Origin of the sequence: Serratia ficaria (assembly GCF_900187015.1) — a bacterium.
GTDB lineage: Bacteria > Pseudomonadota > Gammaproteobacteria > Enterobacterales > Enterobacteriaceae > Serratia > Serratia ficaria.
On record NZ_LT906479.1, the window covers coordinates 899,569 to 920,982 of the forward strand.

The 21,414-nt window shown below is 61.5% G+C and carries 17 protein-coding genes; 8 read left to right on the forward strand and 9 right to left on the reverse strand.

The window, feature by feature from the left end:
- Positions 1–8 precede the first annotated feature (8 nt).
- The 4 genes from eno to CKW09_RS04150 all read left to right on the forward strand — a co-directional run bounded on the left by eno (position 9) and on the right by CKW09_RS04150 (position 4,416).
- A complete protein-coding gene (gene eno, locus CKW09_RS04135) occupies positions 9–1,304 on the forward strand; it encodes a phosphopyruvate hydratase (protein WP_061795004.1) in 1,296 nt (431 codons plus the stop codon).
- A gap of 311 nt (positions 1,305–1,615) precedes the next feature.
- The gene (locus CKW09_RS04140) at positions 1,616–2,806 is read left to right on the forward strand and encodes an NAD(P)/FAD-dependent oxidoreductase (protein ID WP_061795005.1); all 1,191 of its coding nucleotides are present in this window, start codon (positions 1,616–1,618) and stop codon (positions 2,804–2,806) included.
- Complete coding sequence (locus tag CKW09_RS04145) at positions 2,803–3,186, forward strand: hypothetical protein (RefSeq protein ID WP_061795006.1); 384 nt, start codon at positions 2,803–2,805, stop codon at positions 3,184–3,186. The genes CKW09_RS04140 and CKW09_RS04145 overlap by 4 nt, the downstream gene beginning before the upstream one ends.
- Positions 3,187–3,222: 36 nt before the next feature.
- Positions 3,223–4,416, forward strand: coding sequence for a methionine gamma-lyase (locus CKW09_RS04150; protein ID WP_095095782.1), 1,194 nt, complete (start codon positions 3,223–3,225; stop codon positions 4,414–4,416).
- Positions 4,417–4,450: 34 nt separating this feature from the next.
- Here the strand turns inward: CKW09_RS04150 and CKW09_RS04155 are convergent, their stop codons facing one another.
- The 8 genes from CKW09_RS04155 to CKW09_RS04190 form a co-directional block, all read right to left on the reverse strand.
- The gene (locus CKW09_RS04155; protein WP_061795008.1) at positions 4,451–5,974 is read right to left on the reverse strand and encodes an HAL/PAL/TAL family ammonia-lyase; all 1,524 of its coding nucleotides are present in this window, start codon (positions 5,972–5,974) and stop codon (positions 4,451–4,453) included.
- Positions 5,975–5,984: 10 nt separating this feature from the next.
- Entirely contained in the window at positions 5,985–6,842 is an 858-nt protein-coding gene (locus CKW09_RS04160; RefSeq protein WP_061795009.1) for a quaternary amine ABC transporter ATP-binding protein, read from the reverse strand.
- A gap of 5 nt (positions 6,843–6,847) precedes the next feature.
- Entirely contained in the window at positions 6,848–7,693 is an 846-nt protein-coding gene (locus CKW09_RS04165; protein WP_061795010.1) for an ABC transporter permease, read from the reverse strand.
- 68 nt (positions 7,694–7,761) lie between these two features.
- Positions 7,762–8,727 carry an ABC transporter substrate-binding protein gene (locus CKW09_RS04170; RefSeq protein WP_061795011.1) on the reverse strand — a complete coding sequence of 322 codons (966 nt, stop codon included), beginning with the start codon at positions 8,725–8,727 and terminating at the stop codon, positions 7,762–7,764.
- 53 nt (positions 8,728–8,780) lie between these two features.
- A complete protein-coding gene (locus tag CKW09_RS04175; protein ID WP_061795012.1) occupies positions 8,781–10,175 on the reverse strand; it encodes an amino acid permease in 1,395 nt (464 codons plus the stop codon).
- A 102-nt stretch (positions 10,176–10,277) separates the two neighbouring features.
- Complete coding sequence (gene hutH, locus CKW09_RS04180; RefSeq protein WP_061795013.1) at positions 10,278–11,813, reverse strand: histidine ammonia-lyase; 1,536 nt, start codon at positions 11,811–11,813, stop codon at positions 10,278–10,280.
- The gene (gene hutU, locus CKW09_RS04185) at positions 11,810–13,501 is read right to left on the reverse strand and encodes a urocanate hydratase (RefSeq protein WP_095095785.1); all 1,692 of its coding nucleotides are present in this window, start codon (positions 13,499–13,501) and stop codon (positions 11,810–11,812) included. The genes hutH and hutU overlap by 4 nt, the downstream gene beginning before the upstream one ends.
- 386 nt (positions 13,502–13,887) lie before the next feature.
- A complete protein-coding gene (locus tag CKW09_RS04190; protein WP_061795015.1) occupies positions 13,888–15,225 on the reverse strand; it encodes an MFS transporter in 1,338 nt (445 codons plus the stop codon).
- A 324-nt stretch (positions 15,226–15,549) separates the two neighbouring features.
- Here CKW09_RS04190 and queE point away from each other — a divergent pair, with 324 nt between their 5' ends.
- On the forward strand, positions 15,550–16,221 hold the full coding sequence (gene queE, locus CKW09_RS04195; RefSeq protein ID WP_061795016.1) for a 7-carboxy-7-deazaguanine synthase QueE: 672 nt from the start codon (positions 15,550–15,552) through the stop codon (positions 16,219–16,221).
- Positions 16,222–16,284: 63 nt separating this feature from the next.
- Here queE and queD read toward each other — a convergent pair whose 3' ends face one another.
- A complete protein-coding gene (queD, locus tag CKW09_RS04200) occupies positions 16,285–16,644 on the reverse strand; it encodes a 6-carboxytetrahydropterin synthase QueD (protein WP_020825254.1) in 360 nt (119 codons plus the stop codon).
- Positions 16,645–17,080: 436 nt separating this feature from the next.
- Between queD and cysJ the strand changes: the two genes are divergently transcribed.
- The 3 genes from cysJ to cysH all read left to right on the forward strand — a co-directional run bounded on the left by cysJ (position 17,081) and on the right by cysH (position 21,398).
- Positions 17,081–18,883 (forward strand): NADPH-dependent assimilatory sulfite reductase flavoprotein subunit, encoded by a 1,803-nt coding sequence (cysJ, locus tag CKW09_RS04205; protein ID WP_095095787.1) that lies wholly within the window; start codon positions 17,081–17,083, stop codon positions 18,881–18,883.
- Complete coding sequence (gene cysI / locus CKW09_RS04210) at positions 18,883–20,598, forward strand: assimilatory sulfite reductase (NADPH) hemoprotein subunit (RefSeq protein WP_061795018.1); 1,716 nt, start codon at positions 18,883–18,885, stop codon at positions 20,596–20,598. Before cysJ ends, cysI begins: the two co-directional genes overlap by 1 nt.
- A gap of 65 nt (positions 20,599–20,663) precedes the next feature.
- Positions 20,664–21,398: a phosphoadenosine phosphosulfate reductase gene (gene cysH / locus CKW09_RS04215; RefSeq protein WP_061795019.1), complete on the forward strand. Its 735-nt coding sequence runs from the start codon at positions 20,664–20,666 to the stop codon at positions 21,396–21,398.
- Positions 21,399–21,414 lie beyond the last annotated feature (16 nt).

The window sequence follows — 21,414 nt, forward strand, 5'->3', positions numbered from 1 at the left end:
AAAACCTAATGTCCAAAATCGTTAAAGTCATCGGTCGTGAAATCATCGACTCCCGTGGTAACCCGACTGTAGAAGCCGAAGTTCATCTGGAAGGCGGTTTCGTCGGTCTGGCTGCTGCGCCGTCAGGTGCTTCCACCGGTTCCCGTGAAGCACTGGAACTGCGTGACGGTGACAAGTCTCGTTTCCTGGGTAAAGGCGTACTGAAAGCCGTTGCCGCAGTAAACGGTCCGATCGCACAGGCAGTACTGGGTAAAGATGCCAAAGACCAGGCGAACATCGACAAGATCATGATCGAGCTGGACGGCACCGAGAACAAATCCCAATTCGGCGCTAACGCCATCCTGGCGGTTTCCCTGGCTGCCGCTAAAGCTGCCGCCGCTTCCAAGGGCATGCCGCTGTATGAGCACATCGCTGAACTGAACGGCACTCCGGGCAAATTCTCTATGCCACTGCCGATGATGAACATCATCAACGGCGGCGAGCACGCCGACAACAACGTCGACATTCAGGAATTCATGATCCAGCCGGTTGGCGCGAAAACCCTGAAAGAAGCGGTGCGCATCGGTTCCGAAGTGTTCCATCACCTGGCGAAAGTGCTGAAAGCCAAAGGCTTGAACACCGCAGTAGGCGACGAAGGCGGCTACGCGCCAAACCTGGGCTCCAACGCCGAAGCGCTGGCTGTTATCGCCGAAGCGGTAAAAGCGGCGGGCTACGAGCTGGGCAAAGACGTGACCCTGGCGATGGACTGTGCGGCTTCCGAATTCTACAAAGACGGTAAATACGTGCTGGCCGGCGAAGGCAACAAAGCCTTCACTTCCGAAGAGTTCACCCACTTCCTGGAAGAGCTGACCAAACAGTACCCAATCGTATCCATCGAAGACGGCCTGGACGAATCTGACTGGGACGGTTTCGCTTACCAGACCAAAGTGCTGGGCGACAAAATCCAGCTGGTTGGCGACGATCTGTTCGTGACCAACACCAAGATCCTGAAAGAAGGCATCGAGAAAGGCATCGCCAACTCCATCCTGATCAAGTTCAACCAGATCGGTTCCCTGACCGAAACTCTGGCGGCTATCAAGATGGCGAAAGACGCCGGCTACACCGCGGTGATCTCTCACCGTTCAGGTGAAACCGAAGACGCTACCATCGCCGACCTGGCGGTAGGTACTGCGGCTGGCCAGATCAAAACCGGTTCCATGAGCCGTTCTGACCGCGTTGCCAAATACAACCAGCTGATTCGCATCGAAGAAGCGCTGGGCGACCGTGCGCCGTTCAACGGCCTGAAAGAAGTTAAAGGCCAGTAAATAACCGCTGAGCGGTTGCTGAATGAAAACCCGCTGCGGCGGGTTTTTTTATGCGACAAAAACAATAAACCTTATGTTATAAATAATAAGTTATTTATATTTTCATCGTGTTTTACCTTTGCCGATTTAACCCGATAATTTCATTGTTATAATCATATTCTTGTTTTTATATTCCGATTTTATTTGATTTATATCTTTTAGTTACTAGACTGCCAATGAGGCAGCGTTATTACCCGTCGTCCTGCCGAACCATTCCCTTAAGCGTAGTGCTTTGAAACTGCCGGTTCAGCGGCCGGTTGGGTGAGGGCTTGATGCGAAAAAGAATTGTGATAGTCGGTGGCGGAACCGGGGGCACCATATTAGCCAATTTGTTGGCCGCCAAGCTGCATCGGGAAATATTGAATAATAAAGTCGAGTTATTAATGCTTTCGGATTCGCCGGTGCATTATTATAAGCCGGCGTTTATGTATGTGGCGTTCAACGCGTTTTTCAAACAGGAATTAATGCGCTCCCAGCAAAGTTTGCTGCGGCCGGAAATAAAATTCGTTGTCGACAGGGCCGAGGCTTTCGATCTCCAACAGCGCCTTATTACCACCCGCAGCGGAAAAAGTTATTCCTATGATTTTCTGGTGTTCGCCACCGGCTGCGTGCCCTGGCCGGAACGCATCGAGGGGCTGGCGCAAGCGGGTGACCATTTTTACCAATATCAGGCCGCGCGCCGGTTGGCGCAGCGGCTGGCGACCATCGAGAAAGGCCGCATCTTCATCACCGTCTCCTTCCCTGAAACCCCCAACGTACCGCATCAGTGCGGCATCGCGCCGATCGAAACCACCCTGATGCTGGATGATTACCTGCGGCGGCGCGGGGTACGCAAAGCGGTGGAAATTGTTTACACCTACCCGACCATCTCCCAACTGCTGCGCAATTGCCTGTTCCTGCAGCGCCCGACCGGCGAAGCGTTGCCGGCCATTTTCGCCGCGCGCGATATTCGCCACCAGCGCGGCTTTACCCTCAGCCGGGTGGATGAACAGCGGAAAATCGCTTACTCCGCCGAAGGCGAGGAGCAGCCGTTCGACATCCTGATGGCGACGCCGCCGATCCGCGCGGTCGAAGCGGTGCGCAATACCGGGCTGAGCGAGTTGCAAAACGGCGAGGGCTGGCTGCCGACCGACCACCAGACGCTGCAGGTGTACGGCCAGCAGGGGGTTTACGTGATCGGCGATACCGTGGATCTGCCGGTCAGCAAGGCCGGCGGTTCCTGCCACAATCAGGCGCCGGTGATCGCCGACAATATCGTGGCGGAAATGCGGCTGGGGCGCACCGTCAGTCATTACGACGGCAAAGTGCAGGCGATTGCGCAGATGGGGCTGCACGCCGGCATGCCGCTGGTGTACGACTATCGTCACGACGTGCTGCCGACGCCGGCCACCAAGGCGGGCGGCATGCTGCGCAACGGTTTTAACCGCGGCCTTTATTGGGCCACGGTGAGGGGGCTGATATGAGCGATAACGCGGAACACGAACCGCTGGCGGCGCTGCTGGACAAGCTGCAGCCGCTGCTGGCCGGCGGCAGGTTGGACAACGTGGTCGATCTGCTGTCGCTGTTGTCGGACCTGGTGGATATCGCCGACAACGCGCTGGTGGAAAAGCTGGCCGGCGTGTTTGAAGGGCTGGTGACGCTGGGGTGGGAGGGCGGCACGGCGTTGAAGATGGCGCACGGCGAACTGCAGCTGAACCCGCAGGCCGCCAACTTTCGCGCGCTGTACGCCCTGCTGCGGCAGCCGGATACCCTGCTGGGCCTGATGCTGGTGCTGCGCACCCTGCAAATCATCGGCCAGCGCACGCGCAACGGCGCACTGCCGCCGGATGCCGCCGACGAGTAATCGAATTGGCTTTACTCACTCAGGTAAGGAGTTGTTATGTCTGCCACTTTTGGCCACGCCTTCGCCACCCGTGCGATTCACCACGGCTACGATCCCCAGCAGCATCAGGGCGCGCTGTGCCCGCCGGTGTATATGAGTTCCACCTTCACCTTCCCCACGGCGGAATACGGCGGCGCCTGCTTTGCCGGCACCGAACCGGGCTATTTCTATTCGCGCATCGCCAACCCGACGCTGAACCTGCTGGAACAGCGCATCGCCAATCTGGAAGACGGGGAGGCGGCGGTGGCGTTTTCCTCCGGCATGGGGGCGATCACCGCCTGCTGCTGGACCTTGCTCAGCCCGGGCGACGAGCTGATCGTCGATGAAACCATTTATGGCTGCACCTTCAGCTATTTTCATCAGGGCCTGGCGCGCTACGGCGTGAAAATAACCCATGTCGACCTGACCCGGCCGGAGCGGCTGGCGGCGGCGATCGGGCCGCGTACCCGGCTGGTGTACTGCGAGACGCCGGCCAACCCCAATATGCGGCTGATCGATATCGCCGCGGTGGCGGAGATTACCCACCGTCAACAGGCGCTGTTGCTGGTGGATAACACCTACTGCACGCCGTATTTGCAACGGCCATTGACGCTGGGCGCCGACATCGTGGTGCACTCGGCCACCAAATACCTCGGCGGCCACGGCGATCTGCTGGCCGGTTTGGCGGTGACCACCCAGGCTCTGGCGCAGGATATCCGGCTGGTGGGGCTGAAGGACATGAACGGCGCGGTGCTGTCGGCGCAGGATGCGGCGCTGCTGCTGCGCGGCCTGAAGACGCTGCCGCTGCGCATGGAGCGCCACTGCGACAACGCCCAGCGGCTGGCGGAGATGCTGGCGCGGCATCCGGCGGTGGCGCGGGTCGACTATCCCGGCCTGGCCACCTTCCCTCAGCACGCCCTGGCGCAGCGGCAAATGGCGCGCCCCGGCGGCATGCTGGCGTTCGAGCTTAAGGGCGGCATGGCGGCGGGTATCCGCTTCCTCAACGCGCTGCGGCTGATACTGCGGGCGGTCAGCCTGGGGGATTGCGAAAGCCTGGCGCAGCACCCGGCCAGCATGACCCACTCGGCCTACAGCGCCGAAGAGCGGCGGCGCCACCATATCAGCGACGGGTTGATTCGGCTGTCCGCCGGGCTGGAGGCGTTTGAGGATCTGCAGGCGGATATCCTGCAGGCGCTGGAGCGCGCCGAGTAAGCCGCCCCGCCGACGGCCGACGGCGGGGAGGGGGTTAACGCAGGGCGGGAGCGATATCCGCCAGAACCGCCTCGTCGCGCAGCAGCGCGGCGGCGGCGGCGATATCGGGCGCCAGCCAGCGATCCTGATGATAAGGCGCCACCTTTTGTCGCAGCTGTCGCCAGGCGCGCCCGGTGCCCTCGCCAAAACGTTGCGGCTGCAAAAATTCGAAAGCCTGCGCCGCCAGCAGATATTCGATCGCCAATATCTGGTTGCAGTTATCCAGCGCACGCCGCAGCCGCAGCGCCGCGCCGGTGCCCATGCTCAGATGGTCTTCCTGCAGCGCCGAGGTGACGTAGTTATCCACCACGCAGGGCTGGGCCAGCTGACGGTTTTCGGCGCACAGCGCGGCCGAAACGTACTGGGCGATCATCATGCCGGAGTTGACCCCCGGCTCGCTGACCAGAAACGCCGGCAGGCCGCTGACCAGCGGATTGATCAACCGATCGATGCGCCGTTCGGCGATGCCGCCCAGCTCGGCGATGGCGATCGCCAGCAGATCGGCGGCCATCGCCACCGACTCGCCGTGCGGGTTGGCCTGCGACATCACCCGGAAGTCATCCGGCGTGCCGAGCAACAGCGGATTGTCGCTGGTGCCGTTCAGCTCGGTGTCAATTTGCCGCTCGGCATGGGCGATTTGGTCGCGGCAGGCGCCATGCACCTGCGGGATCGAACGAATGCTCAGCGCATCCTGGGTGCGGATGCCCTCGCTGGCGGCGATCGCTTCGCTGCCGTTCAGCAGCGCACGCAGGTTCTCGCCCACCGCCTGCATGCCGGGGTGCGGCTTCAGCGCCAGGATCTCCGCGTCGAAGGCGGCGATCTGCCCGCGCAGCGCTTCAAAGCTCATGGCGCCCAGCACGTCGGCCCAGCGGCTCAGCCGGGTCGCATCGGCCAGCGCCAGGCAGCTCAGCCCGGTCATGCAGGGGGTGCCGTTGACCAGGCACAGCCCGTCTTTGGCGCCCAGCGGCGGCAATTCCAGCCCCTCGGCCGCCAGCGCCTGCGCGGCGCTCACCAGCCGGCCGCGGTAACTGACCTCGCCCAGGCCGAGCAGGGCGACGCCGACGTGCGCCATATGGGTCAGATAGCCGACCGAGCCCTGCGCCGGCACCTGCGGCGTGATGCCGCGGTTGAGCAACCCCAACAGCATCGCCACCAGCGGGCGCTGGATGCCGGATTTGCCGTGGCTGTAATTGACGATGGCGCAGCAGATAATGGCGCGCGTTTGTTCGTCGCTCAGCGGCGCGCCGACGCCGCAGGCGTGGCTCATCAGCGTATTGCGCGACAGTTGCGCCAGCTGCTCGCCGTGCAGCGCCTGATTGCACAGCGCGCCCAGGCCGGTATTGACGCCGTAGGCGCGCCGCTCGCTGGCGACGATCTTTTGCACGATCGCCTGGGCGTTGTCGATGCGCGCCCAGGCGGCGTCAGACAGGCTGAGCGGCGCGCCATAACGCGCTACCGCCACGACGTCCCGCCAGCACAGCGGCTGGCTGTCGAGGGTAACGGAAGAAGGGTAATTCATCAGGTTCTCCTCAGGCGCTGGCCATGATAGTCGGGCGCGGCTTCTGCACGTTTTCATCCAGCGCCAGACGGCGCTGCACGAAGCGGTTAACGTATTCATCCGCCGGATTGTTAAGGATCTCCTGCGGGGTGCCGACCTGGATCAGCTTGCCGTCTTTCAGGATCGCGATCCGGTTGCCGATGCGCACCGCCTCGTCCAGATCGTGGGTGATGAACACCAGCGTTTTATGCAGCTCTTTTTGCAGCGCCAGCAGCTGATCCTGCATTTCGGCGCGGATCAGCGGATCGAGCGCGCTGAAGGCTTCGTCCAGCAGAATGATGTCGGTGTCGGTCGCCAGCGCGCGCGCCAGGCCGACGCGCTGGCGCATGCCGCCGGACAGCTGATGCGGATAGGATTTCTCATAGCCTTTCAGCCCGACGGTGTCGATCCAGTGGCGCGCCCGTTCCTGATAGACCTCTTTGGCTTCGCCGCGCACCTTCAGGCCGTAGCCGACGTTGTCCAGCACCGTTTTGTGCGGCAGCAGGCCGAAGCTCTGGAACACCATGCTGATCTTGTGGCGGCGGAAGTGCTCAAGCTGCTTCTCGTCGTAGCGCAGGATATCTTCGCCGTCCACCAGGATCTGGCCGCTGGTGGGGTCGATCAATCGGTTGAAGTGGCGCACCAGCGTAGACTTGCCGGATCCGGACAGCCCCATGATCACGAAGATCTCGCCGGCGGCGATCGACATCGACAGATCGTGCACCCCGACCACGCAATCGGTGGCCGCCTGCACTTCCTGCTTGGTTTTGCCCTGCCGGCTCATCGCCAGCGCCGCCGCCGTTTTGTGGCCGAAAATCTTGTAAACGTTTTGGATTTCGATTTTGTTCATTGGGATTACCTCGCAACGGCGGAGCGGCCATAGGCCTGAGTGATACGGTCAATAACCACGGCCAGAATGACGATCGCCAGGCCAGCCTCCAGCCCCAGCCCGACGTTCAGCGTCTGGATGCCCACCAGCACGTCTTCGCCTAGGCCGCGCGCGCCGATCATCGAAGCCACCACCACCATCGACAGCGACATCATGGTGGTTTGGTTGATGCCGGCCATGATGCTCGGCAGCGCCAGCGGCAGCTGCACGCCGAACAGTTTCTGCCAGCGATTGGCGCCGAAGGCGGTGACCGACTCCATCACTTCCTTGTCGACCTGGCGGATCCCCAGGTCGGTCAGGCGGATCAGCGGCGGCGTGGCGTAGATCACCGTCGCCAGGATCGCCGGCACCTTGCCCAGGCCGAACAGCATCAGCACCGGGATCAGGTACACGAAGCTCGGCATGGTTTGCATCACGTCCATCAGCGGCATCATCACCGCCCGCACCCGGTCGTTGCGCGCCGCCAGCACGCCCAGAGGAATGCCGATAATCACCGCCAGCAGCGTGGCCACCAGCACCAGAGCCAGGGTTTGCATCAGCTTGTCCCACATGCCGGCGGTACCGACCAGCAGCAGCAGGCCGACAATCACCAGCGTCGGCAGCCAGCGGCGGGTGGCGTGCCAGGCCAGCAGCCCGACCACCGCCAGCATCAGCCACCAGGGGGTGGCGCGCAGCAGGCTTTCAAGATGGATCACCGCCCACAGCAGGGTGTCGGAGATCTTGCGGAACATATCGCCATAGTGGGTGACCAGCACATCGACCCAGCCGTTGATCCAATCGGCGATGGAGAAGGTAAAGCGTTCTGGAAACATAAATTTTTCCCCTGTCCGGCCCGGGCCATGCAGGCGCCGGGAGCGTGTTTACTGAAAGCTGAGAATGCCTACAAGGAAGCCTGAATTTTTTTCGCCGCGTCTTCGCTCACCCACTGTTTCCAGATGTCCGGGTGCTGTTTGAAGAACTCCAGCGCCAGCTTCTGCGAGCTGATGCGTTCCTTGCTCATGCGCGCCAGATTCTGGTTAACCAGATCGAGCGGCAGGTTCACTTTCGCCAACACCTGCACCAACTCCGGCGCCTGCTGGTTAAACACGCTGGAAAGGCCGACCTTGATGTGAATGTTTTTGTCCACGCCCGGCTCTTCCAGCTTCACCAGATCGAGCTGGCCCATGATCGGGGTCGGCGACCAGTAATAGAACAGGATGGGCTCGCCGCGGCGGTAGCTGGAGAGGATGGCGGTATCCAGCGCCGGGCCGGTGCCGGGGCGGAAGTTGGTGAACTTGTCGTCCAGCTTGAATTTTTTCAGGATGGCGGTGTTGTCCAGCTCGCAGGTCCAGCCGGCCGGGCAGTTGTAGAAACGGCCTTTTTCCGGTTCTTCCTGATCGCGGAACACCTGCGCGTATTTGGCCAGGTCCGGGATGCTTTTCAGATCCGGCGCCAGCGGCTTCAGCTTGCGCTTGGCGTCGCCTTCGATCACGTAGCGCGGCACGTACCAGCCTTCCACCGCGCCGACGATCGGGGCGCCGACGCTGACCGCCTTGCCGGCTTTCTCGGCCTTGTTCCACACTTCGCTGCGGCCGATCCACTCTTCGGCGAACACCTGAATATCGTTGGTGCCGATCGCCTGTTCCATGGTGATGGAGTTGCCGGGCAGCGAATCGGTTTTACAGTCATAGCCTTTTTGCAGCACGTACTGCATGACGTCGGTCAGCAGCATGCCGCTTTCCCAGTTCAGGCCGGCGAATTTTACCGGCTTGCCGGATTCGCACCAGCCTGCTGCGCGGGCCGAGAGGCTGCCGGTCATCAGGCCCAGCGCGATTAACGGTAGCCATATTTTGTGTCGTGTTTGCATAGTGATACTCCGCGTTAATGACAAAGAGCCCGGGAACGGCGGGCTCATGGTTTTTAATAGCTTTGCGGCGTGGCGGCGACGGGTGAACCCCCGCCTTTTTTGCGCACCCACAGCCAGTAAGCCAGGGTGAGGAAGGCGACCCACACCAGCCCGACGTACAGGGCGATGCGGCTTTCCTCGAAGTAGCCGAGCAGGCCGATGACGAACAGCATGAACGCCGTCGCCAAGGCGGGCGCTACCGGCCACCAGGGCACCGGGAAGCTCAGCTGGCTGACCTCCCGCGGCGACAGGGTGCGGCGCATGGCTATCTGCGACAGCAGGATCATCAGCCATACCCAGACGGTGGCGAAGGTGGCGATAGAGGCGATGATCATAAATACCTGTTTCGGGATCAGGTAATTGAGGATCACCCCCAGCAGCAGGGCGACCGACATCACCAGCACCGTCATCCAGGGCACGCCGTTGGCGGTCAGTCTGGAGAAGCTTCTCGGCGCCTGACCATCCTGCGCCATGCCGTACATCATGCGGCCGGCGCCGAAGATATCGCTGTTGATGGCCGAAATGGCGGCGGTGATCACCACCACGTTCAGCACGTTGGCGGCGGAGCTGATGCCGAGGTTGCTGAAGATCTCGACGAACGGGCTGCCGTTCTGGCCGATGCTGTTCCACGGATAAATCGCCATCAGCACCAGCAGCGTCAGCACGTAAAACAGCAGGATGCGTACCGGCACGGCGTTGATCGCCTTCGGCAGCACCTTGGCCGGGTCTTTCGCCTCGCTGGCGGTAATGCCGATAATCTCAATGCCGCCGAAGGCGAACATCACCACCGCCAGCGAGGCGATCACGCCGCCGATGCCGTTAGGCATAAAGCCGCCGTGTTGCCACAGGTTGCTGATGCCGGTGGCGTGCTGCGTTTGGCCGAAGCCGAACAGCATCACCGCCGCGCCGCCGACGATCATGGCGACGATGGCGGCGACCTTGATCAGCGACAGCCAGAACTCCATCTCGCCGAATACCTTGACGCTGCACAGATTGAGCGCGCCGATAAACATGATGATGCTGAGCACCCACACCCACTGGGCGACGTCCGGGAACCACAGCCCCATATAAATGCCGAAGGCGGTGACGTCCGCCAGTGCGACGATCACCATTTCGAAGGTGTAGGTCCAACCGGTGAGGAAGCCGGCCAGTGGGCCGAGATAGTGGCTGGCGTAGTGGCCGAACGAACCGGAAACCGGTTGATGCACCGCCATTTCACCCAGCGCGCGCATCACCATGAACACCGCCGCGCCGCCCACCAGATAGGCCAGCAGCACCGCCGGGCCGGCCAGCTGAATGGCGCCGGCGGAGCCGTAAAACAGGCCGGTGCCGATCGCCGAGCCGAGGGCCATAAAGCGGATGTGCCGCGCGTTTAGTCCGCGTCTGAGTTGTGTCGTGTCGTTACGCATGTTGCTTCCCGTTGAGTTTTTTGCCGAACAGGCACGCGCTGCCCGCACCGGGTGGAACGCACCCGGTGGGGACAGAACAAACTGCGTGGTCAGATTTTGTGGTTACGCCAGGCTAGGCAGCAGCGCCGCAGGCAGCAGCGATGTCAGGTGACCGGCCGCCAGCAGCTGGCTGGCGACTTCAATGTCGGGGGCGAAGAAACGATCCTTGTCGTAGAAACTGACATGCTCGCGCAACAAACGGCGCGCCTGCTCCAGCCCTGCGGTGGTTTTCAGGCCGGTGCGGAAATCCAGGCCCTGACAGGCGGCCAGCCATTCGACCGCCAGAATGCCGCGCACGTTGTCGGCCATTTCCCACAGGCGGCGCCCGGCGGCCGGCGCCATGGAAACGTGGTCTTCCTGGTTGGCGGAGGTCGGGATGCTGTCAACGCTGGACGGGTGCGACAGGGCCTTGTTTTCACTGGCCAGCGCCGCGGCGGTAACCTGGGCTATCATAAAGCCGGAGTTCACCCCGCCGTTTTCCACCAGGAACGGCGGCAGCTGCGACATGTGTTTGTCCATCATCAGCGAGATGCGGCGTTCGGACAGCGAGCCGATTTCGGCAAACGCCAGCGCCAGGTTGTCGGCGGCCATCGCCACCGGCTCGGCGTGGAAGTTGCCGCCGGACAGCACGTCGCCCTGTTCGGCGAACACCAGCGGGTTATCGGATACCGCGTTGGCTTCGGTCTCCAGCACTTCGCCGGCCTGGCGAATTTGCGTCAGGCAGGCGCCCATCACCTGCGGCTGACAGCGCAGGGAGTAGGGGTCCTGCACTTTTTCACAGTTGCGGTGCGAATCGGACACCTCGCTGCGCTCGCCGAGCAGATGGCGATAGGCGACGGCGGCGTCGATTTGGCCGCGTTGGCCGCGCACCTCGTGGATACGCGCATCGAACGGGCTGCGCGAACCCAGCGCCGCTTCCACCGTCAGGCTGCCCGTCACGGTGGCGGCGGCGTACAGGTCTTCCGCGTCGAACAGGCCGCGCAGGGCGAAGGCGGTAGAAACCTGGGTGCCGTTCAGCAACGCCAGGCCTTCCTTCGCCGCCAGCGTCAGCGGTTTCAGGCCCGCCTTGGCCAGCGCTTCGGTCGCCGGCAGCCATTCGCCCTGATGGCGCGCCTTGCCTTCGCCCAGCAGCAGCAGGCTCATGTGCGCCAGCGGCGCCAGGTCGCCGGAGGCGCCCACCGAGCCCTTCAGCGGAATGTGCGGGTACACTTCGGCGTTGACCAGCGCGATCAGCGCCTGGATCACCTCCAGACGAATGCCGGAGAAGCCGCGGGACAGGCTGTTGATCTTCAACACCATGATCAGGCGAACCAGGCTGTCGTCGGTCGGTGCGCCCACGCCGGCGGCGTGAGACAGCACGATCGAACGCTGCAGGTTCTCCAGATCTTCCCGCGCAATGCGGGTGGAGGCCAGCAGGCCAAAGCCGGTGTTGATGCCGTAGGTGGTGCGGTTTTCCTCCACAATGCGTTCCACGCAGGCGACGCTTTGCTGAATGGCGGCGTAGGCGTTGTCGTCCAGCTGCAGGGTGACCGGATGCCGATACACGTCGCGCAGCTGCGCCAGCGTCAATTGCCCAGGGCGGATAGTCAGCGCTTTCATGCTTTGCCTCCTTGAGTGGCGGCGACCATCGGCAGGTTCAGGCCTTGCTCGCGGGCGCAGTCGATGGCGATGTCGTAGCCGGCATCGGCATGGCGCATTACGCCGGTGGCCGGGTCGTTATGCAGTACGCGGGCGATGCGCTCGGCGGCTTCATCGGTGCCGTCGCAGACGATCACCATGCCGGAGTGCTGGGAGAAGCCCATGCCGACGCCGCCGCCGTGGTGCAGAGAAACCCAGGTCGCGCCGCTGGCGGTGTTCAGCAGGGCGTTGAGCAGCGGCCAGTCGGATACCGCGTCGGAGCCGTCTTTCATCGATTCGGTTTCGCGGTTAGGGCTGGAGACCGAGCCGGAGTCGAGGTGGTCGCGGCCGATGACGATCGGCGCCGACAGCTCGCCGCGGCGTACCATTTCGTTGAACGCCAGGCCCAGCTTGGCGCGTTGGCCCAGGCCAACCCAGCAGATGCGCGCCGGCAGGCCCTGGAAGCTGATGCGCTCGCGCGCCATGTCCAGCCAGCGGTGCAGGTGTTCGTCGTCCGGGATCAGTTCTTTGACCATGGCGTCGGTTTTGTAGATGTCCTGCGGGTCGCCGGACAGCGCGGCCCAGCGGAACGGCCCGATGCCGCGGCAGAACAGCGGACGGATATAGGCCGGCACGAAGCCCGGGAAATCGAAGGCGTTGTCGACGCCCATTTCTTTCGCCATCTGGCGGATGTTGTTGCCGTAGTCGAAGGTGGGCACGCCCATCTGCTGGAACGCCAGCATGGCTTTCACGTGTTCGGCCATCGATTGCTTGGCGGCGGTGACCACTTTGGCGGGCTCGGTCTGGGCGCGCTGGCGGTATTCTTCCCAGCTCCAGCCGTTCGGCAGGTAGCCGTTCAACGGGTCGTGGGCGCTGGTCTGGTCGGTGACCATGTCCGGGCGCACGCCGCGGCGCACCAGCTCCGGCAGAATTTCCGCCGCGTTGCCGCACAGCGCGATAGAGATGGCTTTGCCTTCGGCGGTGTAACGCTTGATGCGGGCCAGCGCGTCGTCCAGATCTGTGGCCTGCTCATCGACGTAGCGGGTTTTCAAACGGAAATCGATGCGGCTTTGCTGGCATTCGATGTTCAGCGAACAGGCGCCGGCCAGGGTCGCGGCCAGCGGCTGCGCGCCGCCCATGCCGCCCAGACCGGCGGTCAGCACCCAGCGGCCCTGCAGGCTGCCGTCGTAATGTTGGCGGCCCGCTTCGACGAAGGTTTCGTAAGTGCCCTGCACGATGCCCTGGCTGCCGATGTAGATCCAGCTGCCGGCGGTCATCTGGCCATACATCGCCAGACCTTTGGCGTCGAGCTCGTTAAAGTGTTCCCAGGTGGCCCAGTGCGGCACCAGGTTGGAGTTGGCGATCAGCACGCGCGGCGCATTGCTGTGGGTTTTGAACACGCCGACCGGCTTGCCGGACTGCACCAGCAGGGTTTCGTTGTCTTCCAGCGTTTTCAGGGTTGCGACGATTTTGTCGTAGCAGTCCCAGTCGCGCGCGGCGCGGCCGATGCCGCCGTACACCACCAGCTCATGCGGGTTTTCCGCCACTTCCGGATCGAGGTTGTTCATCAGCATGCGTAACGGCGCTTCGGTCAGCCAGCTTTTTGCATTTAATTGTGTGCCGCGTGGCGCGCGTACATCGACATTGCGAACTTTGTTATTTGTAGTCACAGCGTTTTCCTCAAACAGTATCGGTGCAGATCCCATGACGCGGTGGGGTAATCACCACGGCATAACAATGCGTAGGGTTTTATTAACATATACTTGTATGTACAAGCATATGCAACACTGACCAGTTGCGATTGGAAATGGCATAAGAGAAAATTATTTGTTTTATTTATCAATAAATTGAATTGGTTTGTGTCGCCGGCGTCATTAGCCGCACGCGGGAGAACAGTGAGCTATTCAACAAAAATGAATTAAAATTGAGTCATTTTTGAGCGTCAAATCACAATATTTTTACATGCTGGTTACAGTTGGCCGTCAGCGATAAATAAATCCTATCGCCGGAAAGCCAAAAGCCCGCCGGGGGCGGGCTTTTGCGGGGTTGCGAGGGATCAGGTGGCCGGTTGCAGCACCGCTCTGCGGGTCATTTTGAACACCGTCGCCATGGCGGCGATCAGCGCCGGAACGCACAGGAACATCAGGATGCTTTGCACCTCCCACTGCATGGCCAGCAACTGCGCGCCCATCATGGTGCCGGCGACGCCGCCGAAGCGGCCGATGCCCTGCATCCAGGCGATGCCGGTGGCGCGGCTGTGAGTGGGATAGAAGGTGGCCGCCAGGGTTTGCAGGCCGGACTGGGCGCCGTTCATGGTGATGCCCATCAGGAAGATGAAGGCGCCCAACAGCACGATATGGCTGTCCTCGGTGGCCATCGCCACAATCAGCAGAGCGGTGATGACGAAGCCGCTCGATACCACCTTATGCGCATTCCAGCGGTCCATCAGCCAGCCGGCCACCAGAATGCCCAGCGTGCCGCCGAAGGTGAACAGCGAAGTGAGGATCGCCGATTGTTCCAGCTGATAGCCCAACCCCTGCATCAGGATCGGCATCCAGCTCAGCAGCACGTAGTAGATCACCAGTCCCATAAAATAGGTGAGCCACAGCATCAGCGTGCCGAGCAGGTAGGGGCGGGTAAACAGCAGGCCGACGCTGGTCTTCGACTGCGCCAGCTTTTCCTCATACAGAGAGAAACGGGTCACGCTGTCGAGGTTGCGGCTGACGAACCGTTGGGCGATGCGTTTGATTTTCATCGCGTCCTGGCCGCGGTTGACCATGTATTTGACCGACTCCGGCAGGAACAGGATCAGCAGCACGGTCAGCACCAGCGGCGCAATCGCCCCCAGCAGCAGCACGCTGTGCCAGCCGTAGGCCGGGATCAGCCAGGATGAAATGGCGCCGCCGCCGGCCGCGCCCAGCGGGAAGCCGCAGTACATGGTGTTGATCGCCAGCGAACGGCAGCGCTGCGGCGCATATTCCGAGATCAGCGTGATGGCGTTAGGCATCGCCGCGCCCAGCCCCAGGCCGGTGAGAAAGCGCCACAGCGTCAGGCTGTTGAGCGATCCGGCGTAGGCGGTGGCCAGGCTCGACAGGCCGAAGAACAGGCAGGAGAATACCAGCACCCGTTTGCGGCCGATGCGATCCGAGATTGGCCCGGCGACCAGCGCGCCGAGCGACAGGCCGAGCAGCGCGGCGCTCAGCACCGGCCCCAGATCCTGTTTGACGATCCCCCAGTCTTTGGCGACCGAGGGGGCGATATACCCCATGGCGGCGGTGTCGAAACCGTCGATGGCGAGGATCAGGAACCCGAGAATGATCAAGGTCCAGTGGAACAGCGAAAACTTGCTGTCGTCGATAGCCTGTTGAATATTCAACTCGCTGGAATGAGTCATGGCACCCTCTAAACGCAGATGTAGTGGTGATGGAGACGTTGCCGGAACTGTCGCCCGGCTTGTGTTTGCTTGTATATACATCTGCGTCTCGCCGCTTTATGTCAAATATATTTATCTTATTTGTTACCTGAGTGTTGTTTTTGACGGAGCAGGTTGCATCGCGGATCAACGGCGCAGCTTCAGAAAGCCAATTAAATGGGCCTTATAGCCGGTGAGATATGCTGGCGCCGGGGGCTGGGATAAAATTTAATACAATTTTGGCCATTTGGTCGCCGGGCCGGAATCTGCGATAATCGCGTTTTACCTTTCCAGATTGAGAAACCGATGCAGTACCCGATTAATGAGATGTTCCAAACCTTGCAGGGCGAAGGCTTTTTCACCGGCGTACCGGCCATATTTATCCGCCTGCAGGGCTGCCCGGTAGGGTGCAGCTGGTGCGACACCAAGCATACCTGGGAAAAGGAAGCCAATCGGGAAGTCGACATGCAGCGGATCCTGGTCAAAACCGCAGAGAGCGACGCCTGGGGCAGCGCCAGCGCCGAGCAGCTGCTGGCGGTGATGCGCCAACAGGGCTATACCGCGCGCCACGTGGTAATCACCGGCGGCGAGCCGTGCATCTACGATTTGACGCCGCTGACCGAGCTGTTCGAGCAGCAGGGCTACGGTTGCCAGATCGAAACCAGCGGCACCCACGAGATCCGCTGTTCGGCCAAAACCTGGGTGACGGTTTCACCCAAGGTGAATATGCGCGGCGGTATGAAGGTGCTGGATCAGGCGCTGCAGCGCGCCGACGAAGTGAAGCATCCGGTGGCGCGTGAACGGGATATCGAGGCGCTGGACGCGCTGTTGGCGACGCTGCAGGATGACAAGGCGCGCATTATCGCGCTGCAGCCGATCAGCCAGAAGGAAGAGGCGACCCGCCTGTGCATCGAGACCTGCATCGCGCGCAACTGGCGCCTGTCGATGCAAACCCACAAATATTTGAATATTGCTTAGTTGCCTGAGTCAAAAGCTTTCAAACTGCAGCCAACAACGCTGCAGCTTGAAAGATGAAGGGGATCAACCTTTATATACGCATCCGGCGGTACAGGTCTCTTTCACCATCACCGCAGTCAGTTCCGGCAACTGAGGTTTGAGCTGCTGCCAGATCCAGGCGGCGAGCACTTCGCTGGTGGGATTTTCCAATCCTGGAATATCGTTCAGATAATGGTGATCCAGGCGCTCCCAAATTGGCGAGAACACGGCCTTAAGCTCGGCGAAATCCATCACCCAACCGGTGTGGGCGTCCACTTCACCGGTTACTTCCAGACGCACCATAAACGAATGCCCATGCAGACGGCCGCATTTATGGCCCTCCGGCACGTGCGGCAAACGGTGTGCGGCTTCAAACTGAAAATCTTTAAACAGCGTGGTTGCCATTATTACGGCCTCATTGACTCAAAAACCGCCGCATAGTACCGGAAAGCGCGCCTGCTTGCCATTTATACCGCTTTGGTCTACCGCCGGCGGCAACCTGCCCGGTTAACACTTTTTTTGTTTGGTCGCACAGGGACCTATCGGCTGGGGTAATGAGCTGTAAATGCGATTCATTCAAAAACGGCAAAAAAAACAGGTTATATTTCAGCGGGATGAAAAACATTGTTTAACGCTTTAAGCGTTATGCCTTACCAGAAAAACAGCTTAGTCATTTTGGTTATTAATTATTGCTATCCCTTATTTATTCGTTGCTATTCTGCTCGGTAACCTTACAAACTCTCCTGATCTTTTCAGGACCTCCGACTGAACGAAGAGACAGCGACTGACACTGGCGAGCGCCACTCCGGATAGGCGCCAAGTATAGGAAACAAGTACTGCAATGACGACTCAGGCTCCTCCAACATCTTTGCTCCCGCTGACGCCCGAACAGCTGGCGCGCCTGCAGGCGGCGATCGGTGAATATTCCCCGACGCAGCTGGCGTGGCTGTCAGGCTATTTCTGGGGAATGGTTAATCAACAGCCTGGAGCCGTAGCCAGTGCGCCTGCCGCCCCCGCTGCCGCCGCCGGCATCACCATCATTTCCGCTTCGCAGACCGGCAATGCGCGCCGCCTGGCGGAACAGCTGCGTGACGACCTGCTGGCCGCCAAGCTGAGCGCCACGCTGGTCAACGCCGGCGACTACAAATTCAAGCAGATCGCGCAAGAGCGCCTGCTGGTGATCGTCGCCTCCACCCAGGGGGAAGGCGAGCCGGCGGAAGAAGCGGTCGCGCTGCATAAATTCCTGTTCTCGAAAAAAGCGCCGAAGCTCAACGACACCGCCTTCGCGGTATTCGGGCTGGGCGACACCTCTTATGAGAACTTCTGCCAGTCGGGCAAAGACTTTGACGGCAAGCTGGCCGAGCTGGGCGCCGAACGCCTGGTGGAGCGGGTCGACGCCGATGTGGAGTATCAAGAACTGGCCGCCGCCTGGCGCAAGCAGGTGGTGGAGGTGCTGAAGGCGCGCGCGCCGGCGGAAAACGCCGCCCCGGGCCAGCTTGCCAACGGGGCGGTCGATCTGCTCGACAGCAGCCCGTACAGCAAGGAACAGCCGCTGACCGCCCAACTGGCGGTGAAGCAAAAAATCACCGGCCGCGGCTCGGATAAGGACGTGCGCCATATCGAAATCGACCTCGGCGACTCCGGCCTGCGCTACCGGCCGGGCGACGCGCTGGGGGTGTGGTTCGACAACGATCCGGCGCTGGTGGATGAACTGGTGCAGCTGCTGTGGCTGAAAGGCGACGAACCGGTTGAGGTGGAGGGCAAGACCCTGCCGCTGGCGGAAGCGCTGCGCAGCCACTTCGAGCTGACGCAGAACACCACGCCGATCGTCGATAAATACGCCGCGTTGTCGCGCGACGAGCAGCTTATCGGCCTGCTGGCGGACAAAGCCGCGCTGCAGCGTTACGCGCACAATACGCCGATCGTCGACATGGTGCGCCAGGCGCCGGCCGATCTCAACGCTGAGCAGCTGATTGGCCTGCTGCGCCCGCTGACGCCGCGCCTGTATTCCATCGCCTCTTCGCAGGCCGAGACCGAAAACGAAGTGCATATCACCGTTGGCGTGGTGCGCTACGACATCGACGGCCGCGCCCGCGCCGGCGGCGCCTCGAGCTTCCTGGCGGATCGCCTGGAAGAGGACGGCGACGTGCGGGTGTTTATCGAGCATAACGACAACTTCCGTTTGCCGGCCAACCCGGATGCGCCGGTGATCATGATAGGCCCGGGCACCGGCATTGCGCCGTTTCGCGCCTTTATGCAGCAGCGCGACGCCGAAGGCGCGGGCGGCAAAAACTGGCTGTTCTTCGGCAATCCGCACTTTACCGAAGATTTCCTGTATCAGGTCGAATGGCAGCGCTATGTGAAAGACGGCCTGCTGACCCGCATCGATCTGGCCTGGTCACGCGATCAGCAACATAAAGTCTACGTACAAGACAAACTGCGCGAACAGGGCGCGGAAGTGTGGCGCTGGATCCAGGAAGGCGCGCACATTTACGTCTGCGGCGATGCCAACCGCATGGCGAAAGACGTGGAAAACACATTACTGGAACTGGTGGCCGAGCACGGTGGCATGGATACCGAGCTGGCGGACGAATTTTTAAGTGAGCTGCGCCTCGAGCGCCGTTATCAGCGAGATGTTTACTGATGAGTGATAAACACCCGGGGCCTCTGGTGGTCGAAGGCAAACTGGCCGACGCCGAACGCATGAAGAAGGAAAGCAACTTCCTGCGCGGCACCATCGCCGAAGACTTGAATGACGGCCTGACCGGCGGCTTCAACGGCGACAATTTCCTGCTGATCCGCTTTCACGGCATGTATCAGCAGGACGATCGCGACATTCGCGCCGAACGCGCCGAGCAGAAGCTGGAGCCGCGCCATGCGATGATGCTGCGCTGCCGTTTGCCGGGCGGCATCATCAGCCCGCAGCAGTGGCTGGGCATCGACAAATTCGCGCAGGAAAGCACGCTGTACGGCAGCATTCGCATCACCAACCGTCAGACCTTCCAGTTTCACGGCATTCTGAAGGGCAACGTCAAGCCGGTGCATCAATTGCTGAATCGGCTGGGGCTCGACGCGCTGGCGACCGCCAACGACGTCAACCGCAACGTGCTGTGCACCTCCAACCCGGTGGAGTCTGAGCTGCATCAGGAAGCCTACGAATGGGCCAAGAAGATCTCCGAGCACCTGTTGCCGCGCACCCGCGCCTATGCCGAGGTGTGGCTGGATCAGGAAAAGGTGGCGACGACCGATGAGGAGCCGATCCTCGGCGCCACCTATCTGCCGCGCAAGTTCAAGACCACGGTGGTGATCCCGCCGCAGAACGACGTGGATCTGCACGCCAACGACATGAACTTCGTGGCGATCGCCAAAAACGGCAAGCTGGTGGGCTTCAACCTGCTGGTGGGCGGCGGGCTGTCGATCGAACACGGCAACAAGAAGACCTATGCGCGCAAGGCCAGCGAGTTTGGCTACATTCCGCTGGAGCATACGCTGGCGGTGGCGGAGGCGGTGGTGACCACCCAGCGCGACTGGGGCAACCGCACCGACCGTAAAAACGCCAAGACCAAATACACCCTGGAGCGGGTCGGGGTGGATGTTTTCCGCGCCGAAGTGGAAAAACGGGCCGGCATTACCTTTGAACCGATCCGCCCGTACGAATTCACCGGCCGCGGCGATCGCATCGGCTGGGTCAAGGGCATCGACAACCACTGGCACCTGACGCTGTTTATCGAGAACGGCCGGTTGCTGGATTATCCGGGCCGCCCGCTGAAAACCGGCGTGGCTGAGATAGCCAAGATCCACCGGGGCGATTTCCGGCTGACCGCCAACCAGAACCTGATTATCGCCGGCGTGCCGGAAAGCGAGAAGGCGAAGATCGAAGCGCTGGCGCGCGATCACGGGCTGATCGACGACGGCGTCAGCGATCAACGCAAGAATTCTATGGCCTGCGTATCGTTCCCGACCTGCCCGCTGGCGATGGCCGAAGCCGAACGCTTCCTGCCGGAGTTCGTCACCAGGGTGGAAGGGATCCTGCATCAGCATGGGGTGGGTGACGAGCATATCGTACTGCGCATTACCGGCTGCCCGAACGGCTGCGGCCGCGCGCTGTTGGCGGAGCTTGGGCTGGTAGGCAAGGCGGTCGGCCGCTATAACCTGCATCTGGGCGGCAACCGTGAAGGCACGCGCATTCCGCGCATGTATCGCGAAAATATCAACGAAGAAGAAATCCTGCGGGAGATCGACCAGCTGGTGGGCCGTTGGGCGCAAGAGCGCCACGCCGGCGAAGGCTTTGGCGACTTCACCATCCGCGCCGGCATCGTACGGCCGGTGGTGGATTCGGCGCAGGATTTCTGGGACTGAGGGTATGCGGCCCCCGGCAGGGGGCCGCATACCCTATAGCGTACAAGCATCAGGAGGCAGGCAACATGGCTGAATTCGATCTGGCGGCGCTGAATGCGCTGCCTAAATCCGGGCAGGCGCTGGCATTGGCGGTCGTCAACGGTCAGCTGGAAACCCTTTCCGCCGAGCAGCGGGTAGCGTGGGCGCTGGAGCACCTTCCGGGCGAGTTTGTGCTCTCTTCCAGCTTTGGCATTCAAGCGGCGGTGTGCCTGCACTTGGTCACCCGCATCCGGCCGGATATTCCGGTGATCCTCACCGATACCGGCTATCTGTTCCCGGAAACCTATCAGTTTATCGACCAGTTGGCCGACAAGCTGAAGCTGAATCTGCAGGTGTTCCGCGCCGAGCACTCGCCGGCCTGGCAGGAAGCGCGCTACGGCAAGCTGTGGGAGCAGGGCGTTGAGGGCATAGAAAAATACAATCAGATCAACAAGGTTGAGCCGATGAACCGCGCGCTGGAAACGCTGGGCGCGCAGACCTGGTTCGCCGGCCTGCGGCGCGAGCAGTCCGGCAGCCGCGCTAACCTGCCGGTGCTGGCGGTGCAGCGCGGGGTATTCAAGATCCTGCCGATCATCGACTGGGACAACCGCAAGATTTACCAGTACCTGACCGAGCACGGCCTGAGCTATCACCCGCTGTGGGAGCAGGGCTACCTGTCGGTCGGCGATACCCACACCACCCAGAAATGGGAACCGGGCATGAGTGAGGAAGAGACCCGCTTCTTCGGCCTGAAGCGCGAGTGCGGCCTGCACGAAGGCTGAATGCGGTAAATTATTT

What these genes read in the sequence shown, in the direction of transcription:
- CKW09_RS04190 (WP_061795015.1), bottom strand. Translation starts at nt 15,225, where the DNA reads ATGACTCATTCCAGCGAGTTGAATATTCAACAGGCTATCGACGACAGC.
- queD (WP_020825254.1), bottom strand. Translation starts at nt 16,644, where the DNA reads ATGGCAACCACGCTGTTTAAAGATTTTCAGTTTGAAGCCGCACACCGT.
- CKW09_RS04140 (WP_061795005.1), top strand. Translation starts at nt 1,616, where the DNA reads ATGCGAAAAAGAATTGTGATAGTCGGTGGCGGAACCGGGGGCACCATA.
- hutH (WP_061795013.1), bottom strand. Translation starts at nt 11,813, where the DNA reads ATGAAAGCGCTGACTATCCGCCCTGGGCAATTGACGCTGGCGCAGCTG.
- cysI (WP_061795018.1), top strand. Translation starts at nt 18,883, where the DNA reads ATGAGTGATAAACACCCGGGGCCTCTGGTGGTCGAAGGCAAACTGGCC.
- CKW09_RS04155 (WP_061795008.1), bottom strand. Translation starts at nt 5,974, where the DNA reads ATGAATTACCCTTCTTCCGTTACCCTCGACAGCCAGCCGCTGTGCTGG.
- CKW09_RS04170 (WP_061795011.1), bottom strand. Translation starts at nt 8,727, where the DNA reads ATGCAAACACGACACAAAATATGGCTACCGTTAATCGCGCTGGGCCTG.
- CKW09_RS04145 (WP_061795006.1), top strand. Translation starts at nt 2,803, where the DNA reads ATGAGCGATAACGCGGAACACGAACCGCTGGCGGCGCTGCTGGACAAG.
- CKW09_RS04160 (WP_061795009.1), bottom strand. Translation starts at nt 6,842, where the DNA reads ATGAACAAAATCGAAATCCAAAACGTTTACAAGATTTTCGGCCACAAA.
- eno (WP_061795004.1), top strand. Translation starts at nt 9, where the DNA reads ATGTCCAAAATCGTTAAAGTCATCGGTCGTGAAATCATCGACTCCCGT.
- cysH (WP_061795019.1), top strand. Translation starts at nt 20,664, where the DNA reads ATGGCTGAATTCGATCTGGCGGCGCTGAATGCGCTGCCTAAATCCGGG.
- CKW09_RS04150 (WP_095095782.1), top strand. Translation starts at nt 3,223, where the DNA reads ATGTCTGCCACTTTTGGCCACGCCTTCGCCACCCGTGCGATTCACCAC.
- queE (WP_061795016.1), top strand. Translation starts at nt 15,550, where the DNA reads ATGCAGTACCCGATTAATGAGATGTTCCAAACCTTGCAGGGCGAAGGC.
- CKW09_RS04165 (WP_061795010.1), bottom strand. Translation starts at nt 7,693, where the DNA reads ATGTTTCCAGAACGCTTTACCTTCTCCATCGCCGATTGGATCAACGGC.
- cysJ (WP_095095787.1), top strand. Translation starts at nt 17,081, where the DNA reads ATGACGACTCAGGCTCCTCCAACATCTTTGCTCCCGCTGACGCCCGAA.
- CKW09_RS04175 (WP_061795012.1), bottom strand. Translation starts at nt 10,175, where the DNA reads ATGCGTAACGACACGACACAACTCAGACGCGGACTAAACGCGCGGCAC.